Origin of the sequence: Micromonospora sp. M61 (genome assembly GCF_018070245.1) — a bacterium.
Lineage (GTDB): Bacteria > Actinomycetota > Actinomycetes > Mycobacteriales > Micromonosporaceae > Micromonospora > Micromonospora zamorensis.
The window spans coordinates 1-15,786 of the sequence record NZ_JAGPYA010000032.1 but is presented as its reverse complement, the minus strand read 5'-3'; the positions used below and the strand labels follow the sequence as shown (position 1 = coordinate 15,786).

Below are 15,786 nucleotides of genomic sequence, written 5' to 3'. Positions count from 1 at the left end.
GGATGCGCGTGATCTTCGCCGGCACGCCGGCCGTCGCCGTTCCCGCCCTGGCCGCCGTCGCCGCCTCCCGGCACGAGCTGGTCGCCGTGGTCACCCGGCCGGACGCGCCCGCCGGACGCGGGCGTGGCCTGTCCCGGTCCCCGGTCGGCGAGTGGGCCGACGAGCACGGCGTCGAGGTGCTCACGCCGGCCCGTCCCCGCGACCCCGAGTTCCTCGACCGGCTCCGCGCGCTCGCGCCGGACTGCGTGCCGGTGGTGGCCTACGGCGCGTTGGTGCCGCCGGCCGCCCTGGAGATCCCCCGGCACGGCTGGATCAACCTGCACTTCTCGCTGCTGCCCGCCTGGCGGGGTGCCGCACCGGTGCAGCACGCCGTGCTGCACGGCGACGAGCTGACCGGTGCCAGCGTCTTCCAGTTGGAGGAGGGCCTGGACACCGGCCCGGTCTACGGCACCCTGACCGACGAGATCCGGGCCGCCGACACCTCTGGTGACCTGCTGGAGCGGCTCGCCGACTCCGGTGCCGGTCTGCTGGTGGCGGTGCTCGACGCGATCGCCGACGGCACCGCCCGGGCCGAGCCGCAGCCCGCCGACGGGGTGTCGTTGGCGCCGAAGCTGACTGTGGACGACGCCCGGGTGCGCTGGAGCGATCCGGCCTTCGCCGTGGACCGTCGGATCCGGGCCTGCACCCCGGCACCGGGCAGCTGGACCACCTTCCGTGGCGAGCGGGTGAAGCTCGGCCCGGTCGTGCCGGTGCCCGACGGCCCAGAGTTGAAGCCGGGGGAGTTGCTGGTGGAGAAGTCCCGGGTGCTGAGCGGCACGGCGACAGTGCCGGTGCGCCTCGGCGAGGTCCGCGCCGCGGGCAAGCGGGCAATGGGCGCGACCGACTGGGCGCGCGGCGTCCGGGTCGGCACTGGAGAGGACTTCGCGTGACAGCCCCCGAGGGCACCCGCCCCACCCGCTCCGGCCCGCCCGCGGGTCGTGGCGGGGACCGCCGGCCGGTCCGGCCACCATTGGACCGACCGCGTCGTGCGGCGTACGAGGCGGTTGCCGCGGTGCACCGCGACGACGCGTTCGCCAACCTGGTGCTGCCCATGATCCTGCGGGAGGAGGGGCTGTTCGGTCGGGACGCGGCTTTCGCCACCGAACTGACCTACGGCACCCTGCGCCACATCGGCACGTTGGACGCGATCCTGACCGACGCGGCCGGCCGGGACGTGGCCCGGATCGACCCGCCGGTGCGTGACGCGCTGCGGCTCGGGGCGTACCAGCTCCTGCACACCCGGGTGCCGGCGCACGCCGCCGTCTCGTCGACAGTGGACCTGGTCCGCTCGGTCGCACCGGGTGCCACCGGCTTCGCCAACGCGGTGCTGCGCGAGGTGTCCACCCGGGACGCGGACGCCTGGGTGGCGAAGCTCGCCCCGCCGATGGAGACCGACCCGGTCGGGCACCTCGCACTGGCGTACAGCCACCCGCAGTGGATCGTGCGGGCGTTCTCCGAGGCGCTCGACGGTGATCTGGGTGAGACCGAGCGCCTGCTGATCGAGGACAATGAGCGCCCGCCGGTGCACCTGTGCGCGCGGCCGGGGCTGATCGACCCGGTCGAGTTGGCCGACCAGGTCGGCGGAGCGCCCGGTGCCTTCTCGCCGTACGCCGTCTATCTGCCCGGCGGAGCGCCGGGCGACATCCCGGCGGTGGTCGACGGTCGGGCCCACGTCCAGGACGAGGGCTCCCAGCTGGTGGCCGCCGCACTCGCCGACGCGCCGCTGGACGGCCCGGACGGGCGTTGGCTGGACCTGTGCGCCGGCCCGGGTGGCAAGGCCGGGCTGCTCGGCGCGATGGCCGCGCAACGTGGTGCCCGGGTGACAGCGGTGGAGGTGGCCGAGCATCGTGCCCGGCTGGTCTCCCTGGCGACCCGGGACCTGCCGGTGGCCGTGCTGACCATGGACGGCCGCGAGGTCGGCGGCGACCCGAAGCTGCCGGAGCAGCACTTCGACCGGGTCCTGGTCGACGCCCCGTGCACCGGGCTGGGGTCGCTGCGCCGCCGGCCGGAGTCGCGTTGGCGTCGCCAGCCGTCCGACCTGCCGCCGCTGACCCGGCTGCAACGGGAGTTGCTCGGCGCGGCGCTGCGGGCGGTCCGCCCCGGTGGGCTGGTCGCCTACGTCACCTGCTCGCCGCACACTGTCGAGACACACGTGACGGTGACCGAGGCGGCCCGCCGTAGCGGGGTCGCTGTGGACTTCGTGGACGCCCGGCCGCTGCTGCCGGCCGGCATGCCCGGTCTGGGCGACGGGCCGACCGTGCAGCTCTGGCCGCACCGCCACGGCACCGACGCGATGTTCCTCGCCGTCCTGCGCCGAGGCTGAGTCGCACCGACACCCGACGCGCGAAGGAAGGGCCCCTCGGGGCCCTTCCTTCAGCTCAGGGGCGCTCAGGTGACCGGGAGGCCCTTGTTGCCGGCGTTCTTCATCGAGCGGGTGAGGTTGCGGTCGGAGATCCAGAGGAAGCACTGCACGCCACGGTTGCCGTTCTTCCACTCCTCCTCGTACGGCTGGTAGTAGATCGTCCCGGCGCGGAAGTCGAGCTGGGAGTTGTCCGGTACCTTCGCGTACTTGGCGATCACCGACTGGCAGGCACGGTGGGTGCGCTTGATGGTGCGGGAGAACTCGGCGTAGGTGACGTCCGGCGCCTGCCAGACCCCGACGAACTCGGCGTGGTGCTTGGCGGTGCAGGACACCGGCACCATCTCGTCGACGTCGTCCTTGACCAGCTTCGGGTTGAAGCAGCGGTACGCCAGTGGCGCCGCGCCGGACAGTGCGCCCCGGAGGCTGCCGGTGCGCAGGTCGACAGCGGTGTCGTCGATGCTGGCGATCTCGGTGACGTCGCAGCGGTACCAGCGGGCCCCGCCCGACCACGCCTGCGGCGAGGGCAGCACGACTGTCACGCCGAGTCGCCCGGACCGCCAGTCGGCGCCCAGCGCCTTGTTGACCTCGGTGTCGCAGGCGCTCTGCGCGGCCCGCATGCCCACCGACCCGGCCTGCGGCGGTGCGTCGCGCTCGGCGCCCGGGCCGGTGAGGGTGCCGACGTGCATGGTCTCCACCCGGTGGGCCTCGGTGCACGGCATCGGGTTGTAACCGCTCAGGAAGCCGACCTGCTGGGAGGAGTGGTGGCAGACGTCGGCGGCGGGAACGAACTGCTGCGCCGCGACGGGCGCCGGCCAGTCGTCGATGAGGTCAGTGTCGACTCCGGCGGGTGCGCCGCACCCGGCCAGTGCCAGGGCCAGGGCCGCACCCCCGGCGAACGCCGCCAACCACCGTCGCATCCCCGACCTCCCGCCGCTGGTGGCCTCCGGCCGGACCTCGCCGGTCGGTAGCGCCACGGCGCAGCAGCATACGGCACCGATGTTCAGATCGCCGGTAGTCCCTCCGGGCCGGCACCCCGCATCGAGCGGGTGAGTTTGCGGTCGTCGCTCCACAGGAAACACCGAACGCCCCGGTCACCCTCCTCCCACTCGCGTTGCGACGGTGGGTAGTAGATGGACCCGGCCCGGTACGGCAGGTCGCTGTTGTTCGGCACGGACGCGAACTCGGCGATCAACTGCATGCAACGTTGGTGCGCCTGCGCGGGCGACTTCTTGAAGTCGGCCCAGCTCATGTCCCGCTCCTCGTAGACGCCCACGAACTCGGCGCGGTGCGGTTCGGTGCAGAGCACCGGCGCCATGTAGTTGAGGTTGTCGCCGATCAGCTTCGGGTCGAAGCAGCGGTGCGTCAGCGGGTTGTCGCCGATCAACGCGCCGCGCAGGCTGCCGGTGCGGTTGACCGGACGGGTGTTGTCGATGCTGCCGGTCTCGCTGAGGTCGCAGCGGAACCAGCGCGCGCCGCCGGACCAGGCGGGTGCGGACGGCAACGCGAGCGACAGCGCCAGCCGGGCGGTGTGCCAGTCGCCGCCGAGCACCTCCCGGGCCCGCTGGTCGCACTCGGCGCGGGCGGTGCGCAGCGCCGGCGACCCGGACTCGGGTCGGGTCTCGGTCAGCGCGTCGGGCCCGACGAACGTGCCGACGTGGATGGTCTCGGCCAGGTGACTGCGCGCGCAGTCCACCGTCTCGTAGGTGCTGGCCTGCACGACCGGGATGATCCGGGGCAGGCAGGTGTCGGCGGCGGGAGCGAACGGCTTCGGGACCCGCAGCGCCGGCCAGTCGTCGGTGAGGTCACCGTCCGCGCCTCGCGCCGGCGCGCAGCCGGCCAGCAGCATCGTGGTGACGCCGGCCAGCGCCAGCGCTGGAAGCCACCGTCGCATCGTCCGCCCTTCCGGGAGCTGGCGGCCGGTCACCGCGCCCCGCGGCGAGACCCCGGCGGGCGTGCAGCCTACGGCACAGTCCCGGTTGGAGTGTCGTCGCCTTTCCGTCGATCGGCCAGCCACTGACGTCTGTTCGTCCGGAATCGGCGGTCCGGAGCGACCAATTCTGCACCACTGGTCACTGCTGGGTCACAGCGCGTCCCTGTTGGTGCCGCGATGCGGGTTGCGGGCCGCAACGTTCGTACACTGACCACGTGACCGTACCGCCGCCGATCGTCGCGCCGAGCATTCTGGCCGCCGATTTCGCCCGCCTCGCCGAAGAAGTCCGTGCCGTCGAGGACGCCGCGGACTGGTTGCACGTCGATGTGATGGACAACCACTTCGTGCCGAACCTGACCATCGGGCTGCCCGTCGTGCAGAGCCTGCGGGCTGTCACCGCGATGCCGTTCGACGTGCACCTGATGATCGAGGATCCGCGCCGCTGGGCCCCCGGTTACGCGGACGCCGGGGCGTACAACGTCACCTTCCACGCCGAGGCGTCCGACGACCCGGTGGCGCTGGCCAAGGACCTGCGCTCGGCCGGTGCGAAGGCTGGCCTGGCCATCGACCGGGACACCCCGATCGAGCCGTACCTCGACCTGCTGCCCAGCTTCGACACCCTGCTGATCATGACGATCAAGGCCGGCTTCGGCGGGCAGCGGTTCATCCCGCAACTGCTGGACAAGGTTCGTACCGCCCGCCGCCACATCTCCGCCGGGCACCTGGAACTGCGCATCGAGGTGGACGGCGGCATCGCCGCCGACACCATCGAGCAGGCCGCCGCCGCGGGCGCCGACGCGTTCGTGGCCGGCACCGCCGTGTACGGCGCCACCGACCCGGCGGAGGCCGTACGGCACCTGCGGGCACTGGCGGCACGCGCGGCTCCAGGCGCCTGAGGTGGACTCCGACGACGACCGTAAGGACATCATCCTCGTCGTCGACGACGACGAGGACATCGCTCGTTTCGTCGAGTTCAACCTGCGGCTGCACGGCTTCGAGGTGATCCACGCCAGCGACGGTCAGGAGGCGCTCGAGGTCATCGAACGCCAGCGTCCGGACCTGGCGGTGATCGACCTGATGATGCCCCGGATCGACGGGTTGGAGCTGACCCGGCGGCTGCGCGCCGACCCGATGACCTCCGCCATTCCGGTGATCATGTTGACCGCCAAGGGTATGACGGTGGACAAGGTGCACGGTCTCAGCGCCGGCGCCGACGACTACCTGGTCAAGCCGTTCGACACCGCCGAGCTGGTGGCCCGGGTCTCCTCCACGTTGCGCCGCAACAAGGAGTTCCGGGAGGTCTCCCCGCTGACCGGGCTGCCCGGCAACAGCCGGATCCGTCGGGAGATCAGCGACCGGGTCCGCCACGGTGTCGACTACGCGGTCGGCTACATCGACATCGACCGGTTCAAGAGCGTCAACGACCGCTACGGTTTCGTCCGCGGCGACGACTTCATTTCCGCGCTGGCCCGCAGCCTGCACCGGGCGGTGGTGGCGGTGGGGCTGCCACCGGCCTTCCTAGGTCACGTCGGTGGCGACGACTTCGTCATCGTCTGCGCCCCGGACCAGGTCCGCCCGCTGACGTCCCGGGCGGTGGTCGACTTCGAGAAGTCGGCCGACACGCTCTACGACGCGACCGATCGTGAGCGCGGCTTCGTCGAGCTGAAGGACCGGCGCGGCAACATCCGGCGCGCCGCACTGGTCACGCTCTCCATCGGGGTGTCCCTCTCCGACGCCGGCAAGCGGTTCACCGACCCCCTCGAAGCGATCGCGGTGGCCTCGGAGATGAAGACGGTCGCCAAGAGCCAGCCGGGCTCGTACGTGGCAGTGGACCGGCGTCGCGGCGTCACCTGACGCGTGATCCCGCTGTGAAGTACCTCGCCTAGGTGGCGGCGCACCCGCATCGGCGTGTAAGACTGCCCGTATAACCCACCACGCGCTGGCGGGACTCGGTGAAATTCCGAACCGGCGGTGATCCACGGTCCAACCGTGGTCAGCCCGCGACCCGGACGGCTCTGGCCGCCCGGTGGACCTGGTGAAAATCCGGGGCCGACGGTTGGGGGCGGTTCGTCCGCGCCCAGACAGTCCGGATGGGAGACAGCGCGCGGGACGGACGGGTCCGAGCCGGCCGCTGGCTTCAGCGTGCCGTGCCGAGCCCCCGGGGCGGCTGTGCCGTTCCCGGACTCCGCCTCCGCCTGCCCGCGGCCCCATGGCCGCAGCCTCCCTGACCGCCAGCGCGCGGACCGGCGAGTGAGAGGGCAGGGGCAGCGCGATGGCCAGCGTCTCCGTCGATGAGGCGATGCGGCGTGCGATCGAGTTGGCGGCGCGCGGGCTCGGCACGACCAGCCCCAATCCGGTGGTCGGTTGCGTGCTGCTCGACGACGACGGCCAGGTCGTGGGTGAGGGCTTCCACGCGTACGCCGGCGGGCCGCACGCCGAGATCGTCGCTCTCGCGCAGGCCGGTCAGCGGGCCAAGGGCGGCACCGCCGTCGTCACTCTGGAACCCTGCGATCACACCGGCCGCACCGGCCCCTGCAGTTCCGCGCTCGTCCAGGCCGGGGTCGCCCGGGTGGTCATCGCCGTGCCCGACCCCAACCCGGTCGCGTCCGGCGGCGCCGCCACCCTGCGCGCCGCCGGGGTCCGTGTCGACCTGGGCGTACGCGGCGAGGAGGCCGAGGCCGGCAACGTCGCCTGGCTGACCTCGATGCGCCGGGGCTGGCCGTACGTCATCTGGAAGTACGCCGCCACCGTCGACGGGCGCTCCGCCGCGCTCGACGGCACCAGCATGTGGATCACCTCGGAGGCGGCCCGGATCGACGTGCACGCCCTGCGTGGCACTGTCGACGCGGTGCTCGCCGGGGTGGGCACCGTTCTCGCCGACGACCCCCGGTTGACCGCTCGCAACCTTCGCGACGGCAGCCTGGCCATCCGGCAGCCGCTGCGGGTGGTGGTGGACAGCTCGGGGCGTACCCCGGCTGACGCCCGGGTCCGCGACGGCGCCGCGCGGACGTGGATCGCGACCGCCGCCGAGGTGGGCGCCGACCCGGACGGCCGGGTCGACCTGACGGCGCTGCTCGCGGCGCTGCACCAGCGCGGGGTCCGCGCGGTGCTGCTGGAGGGCGGCCCCCGGCTGGCCGGCGCGTTCCTCCGGGCCGGCCTGGTCGACAAGATCGTCGGGTACGTCGCGCCCCGGTTGCTCGGCGCCGGCCCGACCGCACTGGTCGACGCCGGAGTGAGCACCATCGCTGAGGCCATCGATCTGGAGTTCGTCGACGTTACGCAGATCGGTCCGGATCTCCGGATCACCGCTTTGCCCCGCAAAAGGGAGGGCTGAGATGTTCACCGGCATTATCGAGGAGTTGGGCGAGATCGTCCGGGTCACGCCGACGGCGGGCGATTCGGCGCTGATCGGCGTACGCGGTCCGCTGGTCACCTCCGACGCCCGGCACGGCGACTCCATCGCGGTCAACGGCGTGTGCCTGACCGTGGTGGACGTGGCCGACGGGGTCTTCACCGCCGACGTGATGGGGGAGACGCTGCGCCGCTCCGCGCTGGGCGCGCTGAACGTCGGCGACCCGGTCAACCTGGAGCGGGCCGCCGCACTCGGCAGTCGACTCGGCGGGCACCTGGTGCAGGGCCACGTGGACGGCGTCGGCGCGGTGCTCTCCCGGGAGCCGGCCGAGCAGTGGGAGACGGTCCGGTTCCGGCTGCCCGCCGCCCTGTCCCGGTACGTGGTGGAGAAGGGCTCGATCACCATCGACGGTGTCTCGCTGACCGTGGCCGAGGTGGGCGCGGACGAGTTCGCCGTCGGGTTGATCCCGACCACGCTCAAGCTGACCACGCTCGGCGCGAAGAGCGTCGGCGACCCGGTCAACCTGGAGGTCGACGTGCTGGCCAAGTACGTCGAGCGGCTGCTCGGCGACCGGCTCACCGGCACCGACGGCACCGGGGTGGCCCCGATCACCGGCGGGGTGGCCTGATGGGCCCGCTGAGCTGGCTGCTGGACGCACAGGTGCAGGTGGGCGGCTCGACGGTGCTGGCCCGGGAGATCGTCGGCAACGCGTTCGGGCTGGTCTCCGCGCTGCTCGGGCTGCGCCGGCTGGTCTGGGCGTGGCCGGTCGGCATGGTCGGCAACGCGCTGCTGCTCACCGTCTTCCTCGGCGGGGTGTTCGCCACCCCGCAGGAGCACGACCTGTACGGGCAGGCCGGCCGACAGGTGTTCTTCTTCGCGGTCAGCGTCTACGGCTGGTGGCGCTGGCAGTCGAACCGCCGCGCCGACGCCGGTCAGGCAGCGGTCGTCCCGCGCTGGGCCACCGGGCGGGAGCGGCTGATGCTGCTGCTGGCTGCCGTGGTCGGCACCGCCGCCGCGTACCCGGTGCTCAAGGCGCTGGGCTCGTGGGGTCCGCTGCCCGACGCCTGGATCCTCACCGGCAGCCTGCTGGCCACCTACGGCATGGCGCGCGGCTGGGTGGAGTTCTGGCTGCTCTGGATCGCGGTAGACGCGGTCGGCGTGCCGCTGCTGCTGCGCGGCGGGTTCTACCCGTCGGCGGTCATGTACCTGATCTACGGCGCCCTCTGCGCCTGGGGCTTCGCCGCCTGGTGGCGCACCTCGCGCGCCGCGGCCCTCGCCCGTACGCCCATCTACCGGGAGGCCGTCGCGTGACGAGCTTTGGCAGCATCGAGCAGGCGGTCGCCGAGATCGCGGCCGGTCGGCCGGTGGTCGTCGTCGACGACGCCGACCGCGAGAACGAGGGCGACCTCATCTTCGCGGCCGAACTGGCCACACCGGAGCTGATGGCGTTCATGGTGCGCTACACCTCCGGGTACGTCTGCGTGGCGTTGACCGAGAGCGAGGCCGACCGCCTCGACCTCCCGCCGATGCACCACACCAACCAGGACCGGCGCGGCACCGCGTACACGGTGACAGTGGACGCCCGGGAGGGTGTCAGCACCGGCATCTCGGCGGCCGACCGCGCGCACACCAGCCGGCTGCTCGCGGCAGCGGCGACCGACCCGACCGACCTGGCGCGGCCCGGGCACGTCGTGCCGTTGCGCGCCCGCGAGGGCGGGGTGCTGCGCCGCCCCGGGCACACCGAGGCGGGGATCGACCTGACCCGGCTGGCCGGGTTGCGCCCGGCCGGCGTGCTCTGCGAGCTGGTCAACGACGACGGCACCATGATGCGGTTGCCGGACCTGGAGAAGTTCTCCGCCGAGCACGGCCTCACGCTGATCACGATCGCCGACCTGATCGCCTACCGGCGGCGCACCGAGAAGCAGGTCGAGCTTGTCGCCGACGCCCGGATGCCCACCCGGCACGGGGTCTTCCGGGCCCTCGGCTACCGCGCGGAGCACGACCCGGCCGAACACATCGCGATGGTGCTGGGCGACCTCGGCGACGGCCAGGACGTGCTGGTGCGGGTGCACTCCGAGTGCCTCACCGGGGATGTGTTCGGCTCACTGCGCTGCGACTGCGGGCCGCAGCTGGACGCCGCGCTGGCCCGGGTCGGGCGGGAGGGCCGGGGCGTGGTGCTCTACGTCCGCGGGCACGAGGGGCGCGGCATCGGGCTGCTGCACAAGCTGCAGGCGTACCAGTTGCAGGACTCCGGCCGTGACACCGTCGACGCCAACCTCGACCTGGGCCTGCCGGCCGACGCCCGCGACTACGGCACCGGCGCGCAGATCCTCTACGACCTGGGCGTGCGCTCGATGCGACTGCTGACCAACAACCCGGCCAAGCGGGCCGGGTTGGAGGGCTACGGGTTGACCATCACCGGCCGGGAGGGGTTGCCGGCCGGTGCGCACCCGGAGAACCTGCGCTACCTGCGCACCAAGCGGGACCGGATGGGTCACCTGCTGGACGAGTTGGACGAGCTGTCTGAGGCGCCGCTGGGGCGCCCGGTCGCCAACGACGAGATCGGAGCATGACGATGGCGGGTTTCGGTGAGCCGGGAGTCGACGCGGTGGATGCCGCGGGGCTGACCGTCGGGGTCGTTGCCGCCCGCTGGCACGGCGACCTCACCGACCACATGCTGGAGCGGGCATTGGCGGCCGCCGAGGCGTGCGGGGCCCGGTCCGTGGTCGCCCGGGTCGCCGGCTCGGTCGAGCTGCCGGTGGTCGCCCAGGCCCTCGCGCGCCGCTGCGACGTGGTGGTCGCGCTCGGCGTGGTGGTCCGCGGTTCCACCGCGCACTTCGACTACGTCTGCCGCTCGGTCACCGACGGGCTGACCCGGGTGGCGCTGGACGAGGGCAAGCCGGTGGCGCACGGGGTGCTGACCGTGGAGACCATCGAGCAGGCCCGGGACCGCGCCGGTCTGCCCGGCTCGGCGGAGGACAAGGGCTGGGCCGCGACCGTCGCCGCGCTCGACGCTGCGCTGGCCGTCCGGACCGTCGCCGCCGGCAGCGCCCAGCGGGTCGGCTTCGGCGGCTGAGGCATCCTCGCCGCCGGCTGCCCCGCCCTTGCCGGAGGCCGGCTTGAGATGCCGCCTGCGTGCGGGGCGGCCGGCTTCAGAGCCGGCCGGCCTCGATGATCCGGTGCAGGAACTGCCGGGTGCGCGGCTGGGTCGGCTCGCCCAGCACCTGCTCGGGCGGGCCGCTTTCGACGACCCGACCCTCGTCGAGGAAGCACACCTCATCGGCGACGTCCCGGGCGAAGCTCATCTCGTGGGTGGCCAGCACCATGGTCATCCCGTCGGCCTTCAGGTCCCGGATCATCGCCAGCACCTCACCGACGAGTTCCGGGTCCAGCGCGGAGGTCACCTCGTCGAGCAGCATCAGCCGAGGTGAGTTCGCCAGCGCCCGGACGATCGCCACCCGCTGCTGCTGCCCGCCGGAGAGCCGGTCCGGGTAGGCGTCCGCCCTGGCGCCGAGCCCCACCCGGTCGAGCAGCTCCCGGGCCTGGGCCTCCGCCTCCGCCCGGGCCCGCCGGTGTACGCGGCGCGGGGCGAGGGTGACGTTTTCCAACACGCTCAGGTGCGGAAAGAGGTTGTACGCCTGGAACACCATGCCGATGCGCCGACGGACCCGGTCCGGGTCAACCCGGGGATCGGAGATGTCCTCCCCGTCCAGCTCGATGGTGCCGTCGTCCAGCTCCTCCAGCAGGTTCACGCAGCGCAGCAGCGTCGACTTGCCCGACCCGGAGGCGCCGATCAGCGCCACCACCTGATGCTCGGAGACGGTCAGGTCGAGCTGGTCGAGCACCACCTGGCCGGCGAACTCCTTGCGCAGACCCCGGCACCGAAGCAGTGCCATCCTCAGCCTCCCGACTGTCGGCGCGCCGCCCGCAGCGTCACCCAGTCGGTGACCGCGATCAGTGGGATCGCGAGCAGGACGAAGAGCACCCCCGCCACGACGTACGGCGTGTAGTTGAACGACTGGGCGGTGGCGATCTGAGCCGCGCGGACCGCGTCGATGGGCCCGGCGAGCGAGACCAGCCCGACGTCCTTCTGCAACGCCACCACGTCGTTGAGCAGGGGCGGCGCCACCCGACGGACGGCCTGCGGCAGCACCACGTGGCGCATCGTCTGCCGGTAGGTCAGGCCCAGCGAGCGCGCCGCGGCGAGCTGGCTGGGGTGCACCGACTCGATGCCGGCCCGGAACACCTCGGCGAGATAACCGCTGTAGGTGAGGACCAACGCGGCCCCACCGAGCACCAGCACCGGCGGCATCCCCTGCAGTCGCAGGCCGGGCACGCCGAGAGTGAGCAGGTACAGCACGATGATCAGCGGCAGGCCGCGGAAGGTGTAGGTGTAGCCGGCGGCCAGCGCCCGGACCGGGAAGAAGACCGGGCCGCGCAACGTCCGCAGCACAGCGATCACCAGCCCGAGCAGCAGCGCGCCGACCGCACAGCAGACCAGCAACCGGACGTTGAGCCAGAGCCCGCTCAGCACCGCCGGCAACGCGTCCCGGGCGATCTCCGGGTCCAGGAACGACTGCCGCACCCGATCCCAGCCGGGCGCACCGGTCACCGCGGCGACCAGCAGCGTGCCGAGCGCCGCCGTGGAACAGGCCGCGACCACCACGCTGTAGACGGTCTGCCGATGCCGGTACGCCGACCGCCGCCGCTGCGCCTCGGAGGGCACGTGATCCAGGAGCGTCACCGCAGCTCGGCCGCCCCCGCCGCCTGCGCGAGCCACGTCTGCTCCAACTGCTTCAGCGTGCCGGCCGCGGTGAGCTGACCGACCGCGCCGGTCACGCAGGAGGTCAGCGGGGAGTTCTTGTCCAGCAGCAACCCGAATGCCTCGGGCGTACCGACCTGCGGCACCTGCCCCACGATCGTCGCGTCGGTGATCTCCGCCCCGGTGATGTAGAAGGCGGTCGGCAGGTCCACCACGAGACCGTCCAGCTGCCCGTTCTGCAGGGCCTTCTTGGCGTCGTCGTTGCTGTTGTAGACCTGCGGCTTGGCCGACGGCTTGATCACGTCGGTGATCGCCTGGTAGCTGGTGGTGCCGACCTGGGCGCCGAGCCGCGCGTCGCGAAGATCTGCCAGCGACGTCTTGCCGGCGATCTTCGAGGACTTCAACGCGACGACGGTCTGCCGCACCAGGTAGTACGGCGCGGAGAAGTCCACCGCCTGCTTGCGCTCCTCGGTGATGGAGAACTGGTTGATGTCGAAGTCGAAGTCCTTCGGCCCGGGCGCGATCGCGGTGTCGAACTTCACCCGCGTCCAGGTGACGTCCGCGCGGGCGTAGCCGAGCTTCTCCGCCACCGCGTACGCGACGGCCGACTCGAAGCCCTCGCCGCTCTCCGGCTTGTCCTTCGAGAACCACGGCTCGTACGCGGGCTGGTCGGTGGCGATGGTGAGCTTGCCCGGCGTACGGGTGGGCAGGCTGTCCTTGGCGCAGGACGGACCCGTGGTGACAGTGGGGTTTGGTAGTTCCTTCTGTGGCGCGCATCCGGCGGTTGCTACGACGGCGGCACCGGCGAGGGTGAGCGCGAGGAGACGTGAGCTGCTGGCCATGGCCGACAGCGTAGAGCTCCATGAGCATCGATCGAAGGTTGTCCCACCATGCCGATAGGGAATTGCCGCCTCGAAGTCCCGCTGACCGGGTGTTGGCGGACCCGGACGTACGGTGCGAGTCGACCGGCTGGAAGAATCCTCTCCCGTGAAGACGTTCGAGGAGTTGTTCGCCGAGCTGCAGGCCAAGGCCGCCGCCGGCACCCCGGGCTCGGGCACCGTCGCCGCCCTGGAAAAGGGGGTGCACTTCATCGGCAAGAAGGTCGTCGAGGAGGCGGCCGAGTCGTGGATGGCCGCCGAGCACGAGGGGCCGGAGCGCACCGCCGAGGAGATCTCCCAACTGCTCTACCAGGTCCAGGTGCTCATGCTCGCCAGTGGTCTCGACCTCAAGGACGTCTACCGACATCTGTGAGTGCCCCCACCCGTTGATCGCCATCCGGATCGAAGGAGCACTCCGTCATGTTGCGTGTCGCCATCCCCAACAAGGGCACCCTGGCCGAGCCGGCCGCCCAGATGCTGCGCGAGGCGGGCTACCGCCAGCGCACCGACCCCAAGGACCTCGTCTGCCGGGACGAGGCCAACGACGTCGAATTCTTCTACCTGCGCCCCAAGGACATCGCCACCTACGTCGGCTCCGGTGACCTCGACCTCGGGATCACCGGCCGGGACCTGCTGATCGACTCGGCCGCGCCGGCGGAAGAGGTCGTCGACCTCGCCTTCGGCCGGGCCACCTTCCGCTTCGCCGCCCGCCCCGACGACATCGCCTCCGTCCAGGATCTGGGCGGCCACCGGATCGCCACCGCGTACCCCGGGCTGGTCGAGCGGCACCTCGGCGAGGTGGGAGTCAAGGCCGACGTGATCCGCCTCGACGGTGCGGTGGAGAACGCCGTACGCCTCGGTGTCGCCGACGTGATCGCGGACGTCGTGGAGACCGGCGCCACCCTGCGCCAGGCGGGCCTCGTCGTGTTCGGCGAGCCGCTGCTGCGTTCCTCGGCGGTGCTGGTCCGGCGTGCCGGCGCGCCCGCGAACGCCCAGGCCGAGCAGTTGCTGCGCCGTCTGCACGGTGTGCTGGTGGCCCGCCGCTATGTGATGCTCGCCTACGACGTGCCGGCCGGCCTGCTGGACCGCGCCAGCGGGCTCACCCCGGGCATCGAGTCGCCCACCGTCTCGCCGCTGCACCGCGAGGGCTGGGTGGCGGTGCAGGCGATGGTGCTCCGCGACGACGTCCACCGGATCATGGACGAGCTGTACGAGTTGGGCGCTCGCGCCATCCTCGTCACCAACATCCACGCCTGTCGCCTCTGACCGTTCGTCCGGCGGGCGGCCCGGCGCTTGATCAACTCGTGTTCGCTGAAACGGGGGTGTCCGCGCGCCAGGGACACCCCCGTTTCACGAAACCCGAGTGGATCTGTCGCGCCGGCGCGGGTGTGCGGCGCGGGTGTGCGGCGCGGGTGTGCGGCGCGGGTGTGCGGCGCGGGTGTGCGGCGCGGAACCTCCCGGCGGCCGTGCCCCGACCGGGAAGATCGCGCTCGATCATTGAAGTAGTGGTGTCGATCTCGACGGAGGCCACTGGATCCTGGATCGAGCACGATCTTCGCGGTGCGGTGCGGTGTTGCCCGGTGGCGCGATGTGGTCGTGCCCGTGTGGGTGCCCGCATGGCTGGGCTGAGTGGTCGCTCGGCGGGTGGTGCGGCCCACGGGCGGGTGCGGATGGCAGACTGGTGGGGTGAGTGAAACCGAACTGGTCCGCCTGAAGCCCCGCCGCATCCGCGTGGTCTGCTGGTCGGCGGCGGTTGCGCTGGTGGTGGTGTTCGGTCTGGTCGCCACCTCGCTGAGCGGGCCGACCGGCGACGGTTACGGCAGCTTCCAGCGCGGCGACCAGATCGCCATGGTCGGCTTGGGCATCTTCGGGGCGCTGGGCTTCCTGCTGTTCACCCGTCCGCGGGTGGAGGCGGACGCGCGTGGCGTCCGGGTGCGCAACATCATCAGCTCCTACGAGCTGCCCTGGGAGGTTGTCCGGGGAGTCCGGTTCGACCGGGGCGCGCCATGGGCCAGCCTGGACCTGCATGACGACGACCTCCTGCCGATGATCGCCCTCCAGGCGGCCGACAAGGAGCTTGCCGTCGACGGGGTCCGTGCGTTGCGGCGACTGCACGAGGCGCACCAGGCCCACCTCGCCGAACGCGCCGCCGGCCGCTGACCCGCACCTGTCTGCCCGGCCCCTGCGTCGGGCTCTGCTCGGCGTCGGCGTCTGCTCCCGCGTCGGGCGCTGTCCCGCCTCGAACGCGCCGTTGGCCACTGACCCGCACCTGACTGCCCGGCCCCGAGTCGGCGTTTGCGCTGCGCCGCAGCGTCTGCCCCGCCTCGGCGCCTGGCCAGCGCCCGCCGCGCACCGTCCGGTCGGACCGCCGCCCAAACGTGCCCGCCCGCCATCGGCAAGATCTGGACAACTTCCCTGAAACTGCTGTCTCAGCGTCGCCGGAGGCAGCACTTTCAGGGAAAC

Annotated in this window: 17 protein-coding genes; 12 read left to right on the top strand and 5 right to left on the bottom strand. The window is 72.3% G+C overall.

The genetic code is table 11. The features are described 5' to 3' along the window. Nucleotides 1–2 precede the first annotated feature (2 nt). Both fmt and KBX34_RS19305 read left to right on the top strand, forming a co-directional pair. Nucleotides 3–929, top strand: a complete 927-nt coding sequence (fmt, locus tag KBX34_RS19310; RefSeq protein WP_088947468.1) for a methionyl-tRNA formyltransferase — start codon at nt 3–5, stop codon at nt 927–929. Further along, nucleotides 884–2,362 (top strand): transcription antitermination factor NusB, encoded by a 1,479-nt coding sequence (locus KBX34_RS19305; RefSeq protein ID WP_247671997.1) that lies wholly within the window; start codon nt 884–886, stop codon nt 2,360–2,362. The genes fmt and KBX34_RS19305 overlap by 46 nt, the downstream gene beginning before the upstream one ends. 65 nt (nt 2,363–2,427) lie before the next feature. Here KBX34_RS19305 and KBX34_RS19300 read toward each other — a convergent pair whose 3' ends face one another. Beyond that, complete coding sequence (locus KBX34_RS19300) at nt 2,428–3,318, bottom strand: septum formation family protein (protein ID WP_210926187.1); 891 nt, start codon at nt 3,316–3,318, stop codon at nt 2,428–2,430. A gap of 83 nt (nt 3,319–3,401) precedes the next feature. Next, nucleotides 3,402–4,292: a septum formation family protein gene (locus tag KBX34_RS19295; RefSeq protein ID WP_141908853.1), complete on the bottom strand. Its 891-nt coding sequence runs from the start codon at nt 4,290–4,292 to the stop codon at nt 3,402–3,404. Nucleotides 4,293–4,546: 254 nt separating this feature from the next. Here KBX34_RS19295 and rpe point away from each other — a divergent pair, with 254 nt between their 5' ends. The 7 genes from rpe to ribH all read left to right on the top strand — a co-directional run bounded on the left by rpe (nt 4,547) and on the right by ribH (nt 10,759). Further along, nucleotides 4,547–5,227, top strand: coding sequence for a ribulose-phosphate 3-epimerase (gene rpe / locus KBX34_RS19290; protein ID WP_210926139.1), 681 nt, complete (start codon nt 4,547–4,549; stop codon nt 5,225–5,227). A 1-nt stretch (nt 5,228) separates the two neighbouring features. Further along, nucleotides 5,229–6,185 carry a response regulator gene (locus KBX34_RS19285; protein WP_088947473.1) on the top strand — a complete coding sequence of 319 codons (957 nt, stop codon included), beginning with the start codon at nt 5,229–5,231 and terminating at the stop codon, nt 6,183–6,185. Between the two features lie 418 nt (nt 6,186–6,603). Next, entirely contained in the window at nt 6,604–7,665 is a 1,062-nt protein-coding gene (ribD, locus tag KBX34_RS19280; protein ID WP_088947474.1) for a bifunctional diaminohydroxyphosphoribosylaminopyrimidine deaminase/5-amino-6-(5-phosphoribosylamino)uracil reductase RibD, read from the top strand. Nucleotide 7,666: 1 nt separating this feature from the next. Then, entirely contained in the window at nt 7,667–8,311 is a 645-nt protein-coding gene (locus KBX34_RS19275; protein WP_210793005.1) for a riboflavin synthase, read from the top strand. Next, a complete protein-coding gene (gene pnuC, locus KBX34_RS19270; protein ID WP_210926137.1) occupies nt 8,311–8,994 on the top strand; it encodes a nicotinamide riboside transporter PnuC in 684 nt (227 codons plus the stop codon). The genes KBX34_RS19275 and pnuC overlap by 1 nt, the downstream gene beginning before the upstream one ends. After that, nucleotides 8,991–10,256: a bifunctional 3,4-dihydroxy-2-butanone-4-phosphate synthase/GTP cyclohydrolase II gene (locus KBX34_RS19265; protein WP_210793003.1), complete on the top strand. Its 1,266-nt coding sequence runs from the start codon at nt 8,991–8,993 to the stop codon at nt 10,254–10,256. The genes pnuC and KBX34_RS19265 overlap by 4 nt, the downstream gene beginning before the upstream one ends. A 2-nt stretch (nt 10,257–10,258) precedes the next feature. After that, nucleotides 10,259–10,759: a 6,7-dimethyl-8-ribityllumazine synthase gene (ribH, locus tag KBX34_RS19260; protein ID WP_088947478.1), complete on the top strand. Its 501-nt coding sequence runs from the start codon at nt 10,259–10,261 to the stop codon at nt 10,757–10,759. A gap of 76 nt (nt 10,760–10,835) precedes the next feature. Here the strand turns inward: ribH and KBX34_RS19255 are convergent, their stop codons facing one another. From KBX34_RS19255 to KBX34_RS19245, 3 genes are read right to left on the bottom strand one after another with little or no spacing between them, the layout of a single operon-like run. Next, a complete protein-coding gene (locus KBX34_RS19255) occupies nt 10,836–11,579 on the bottom strand; it encodes an amino acid ABC transporter ATP-binding protein (RefSeq protein WP_210926135.1) in 744 nt (247 codons plus the stop codon). A gap of 2 nt (nt 11,580–11,581) precedes the next feature. Beyond that, nucleotides 11,582–12,427, bottom strand: coding sequence for an amino acid ABC transporter permease (locus KBX34_RS19250; RefSeq protein ID WP_210926132.1), 846 nt, complete (start codon nt 12,425–12,427; stop codon nt 11,582–11,584). Continuing rightward, complete coding sequence (locus KBX34_RS19245) at nt 12,424–13,287, bottom strand: ABC transporter substrate-binding protein (protein ID WP_210926130.1); 864 nt, start codon at nt 13,285–13,287, stop codon at nt 12,424–12,426. The genes KBX34_RS19250 and KBX34_RS19245 overlap by 4 nt, the downstream gene beginning before the upstream one ends. Before the next feature lie 145 nt (nt 13,288–13,432). Here KBX34_RS19245 and KBX34_RS19240 point away from each other — a divergent pair, with 145 nt between their 5' ends. From KBX34_RS19240 to KBX34_RS19230, 3 genes are all read left to right on the top strand, one after another. Then, nucleotides 13,433–13,696, top strand: coding sequence for a phosphoribosyl-ATP diphosphatase (locus KBX34_RS19240; RefSeq protein ID WP_088947482.1), 264 nt, complete (start codon nt 13,433–13,435; stop codon nt 13,694–13,696). 47 nt (nt 13,697–13,743) lie between these two features. After that, nucleotides 13,744–14,589, top strand: a complete 846-nt coding sequence (gene hisG, locus KBX34_RS19235; RefSeq protein WP_088947483.1) for an ATP phosphoribosyltransferase — start codon at nt 13,744–13,746, stop codon at nt 14,587–14,589. A gap of 420 nt (nt 14,590–15,009) precedes the next feature. Further along, nucleotides 15,010–15,483: a PH domain-containing protein gene (locus tag KBX34_RS19230; RefSeq protein ID WP_172862001.1), complete on the top strand. Its 474-nt coding sequence runs from the start codon at nt 15,010–15,012 to the stop codon at nt 15,481–15,483. Nucleotides 15,484–15,786 lie beyond the last annotated feature (303 nt).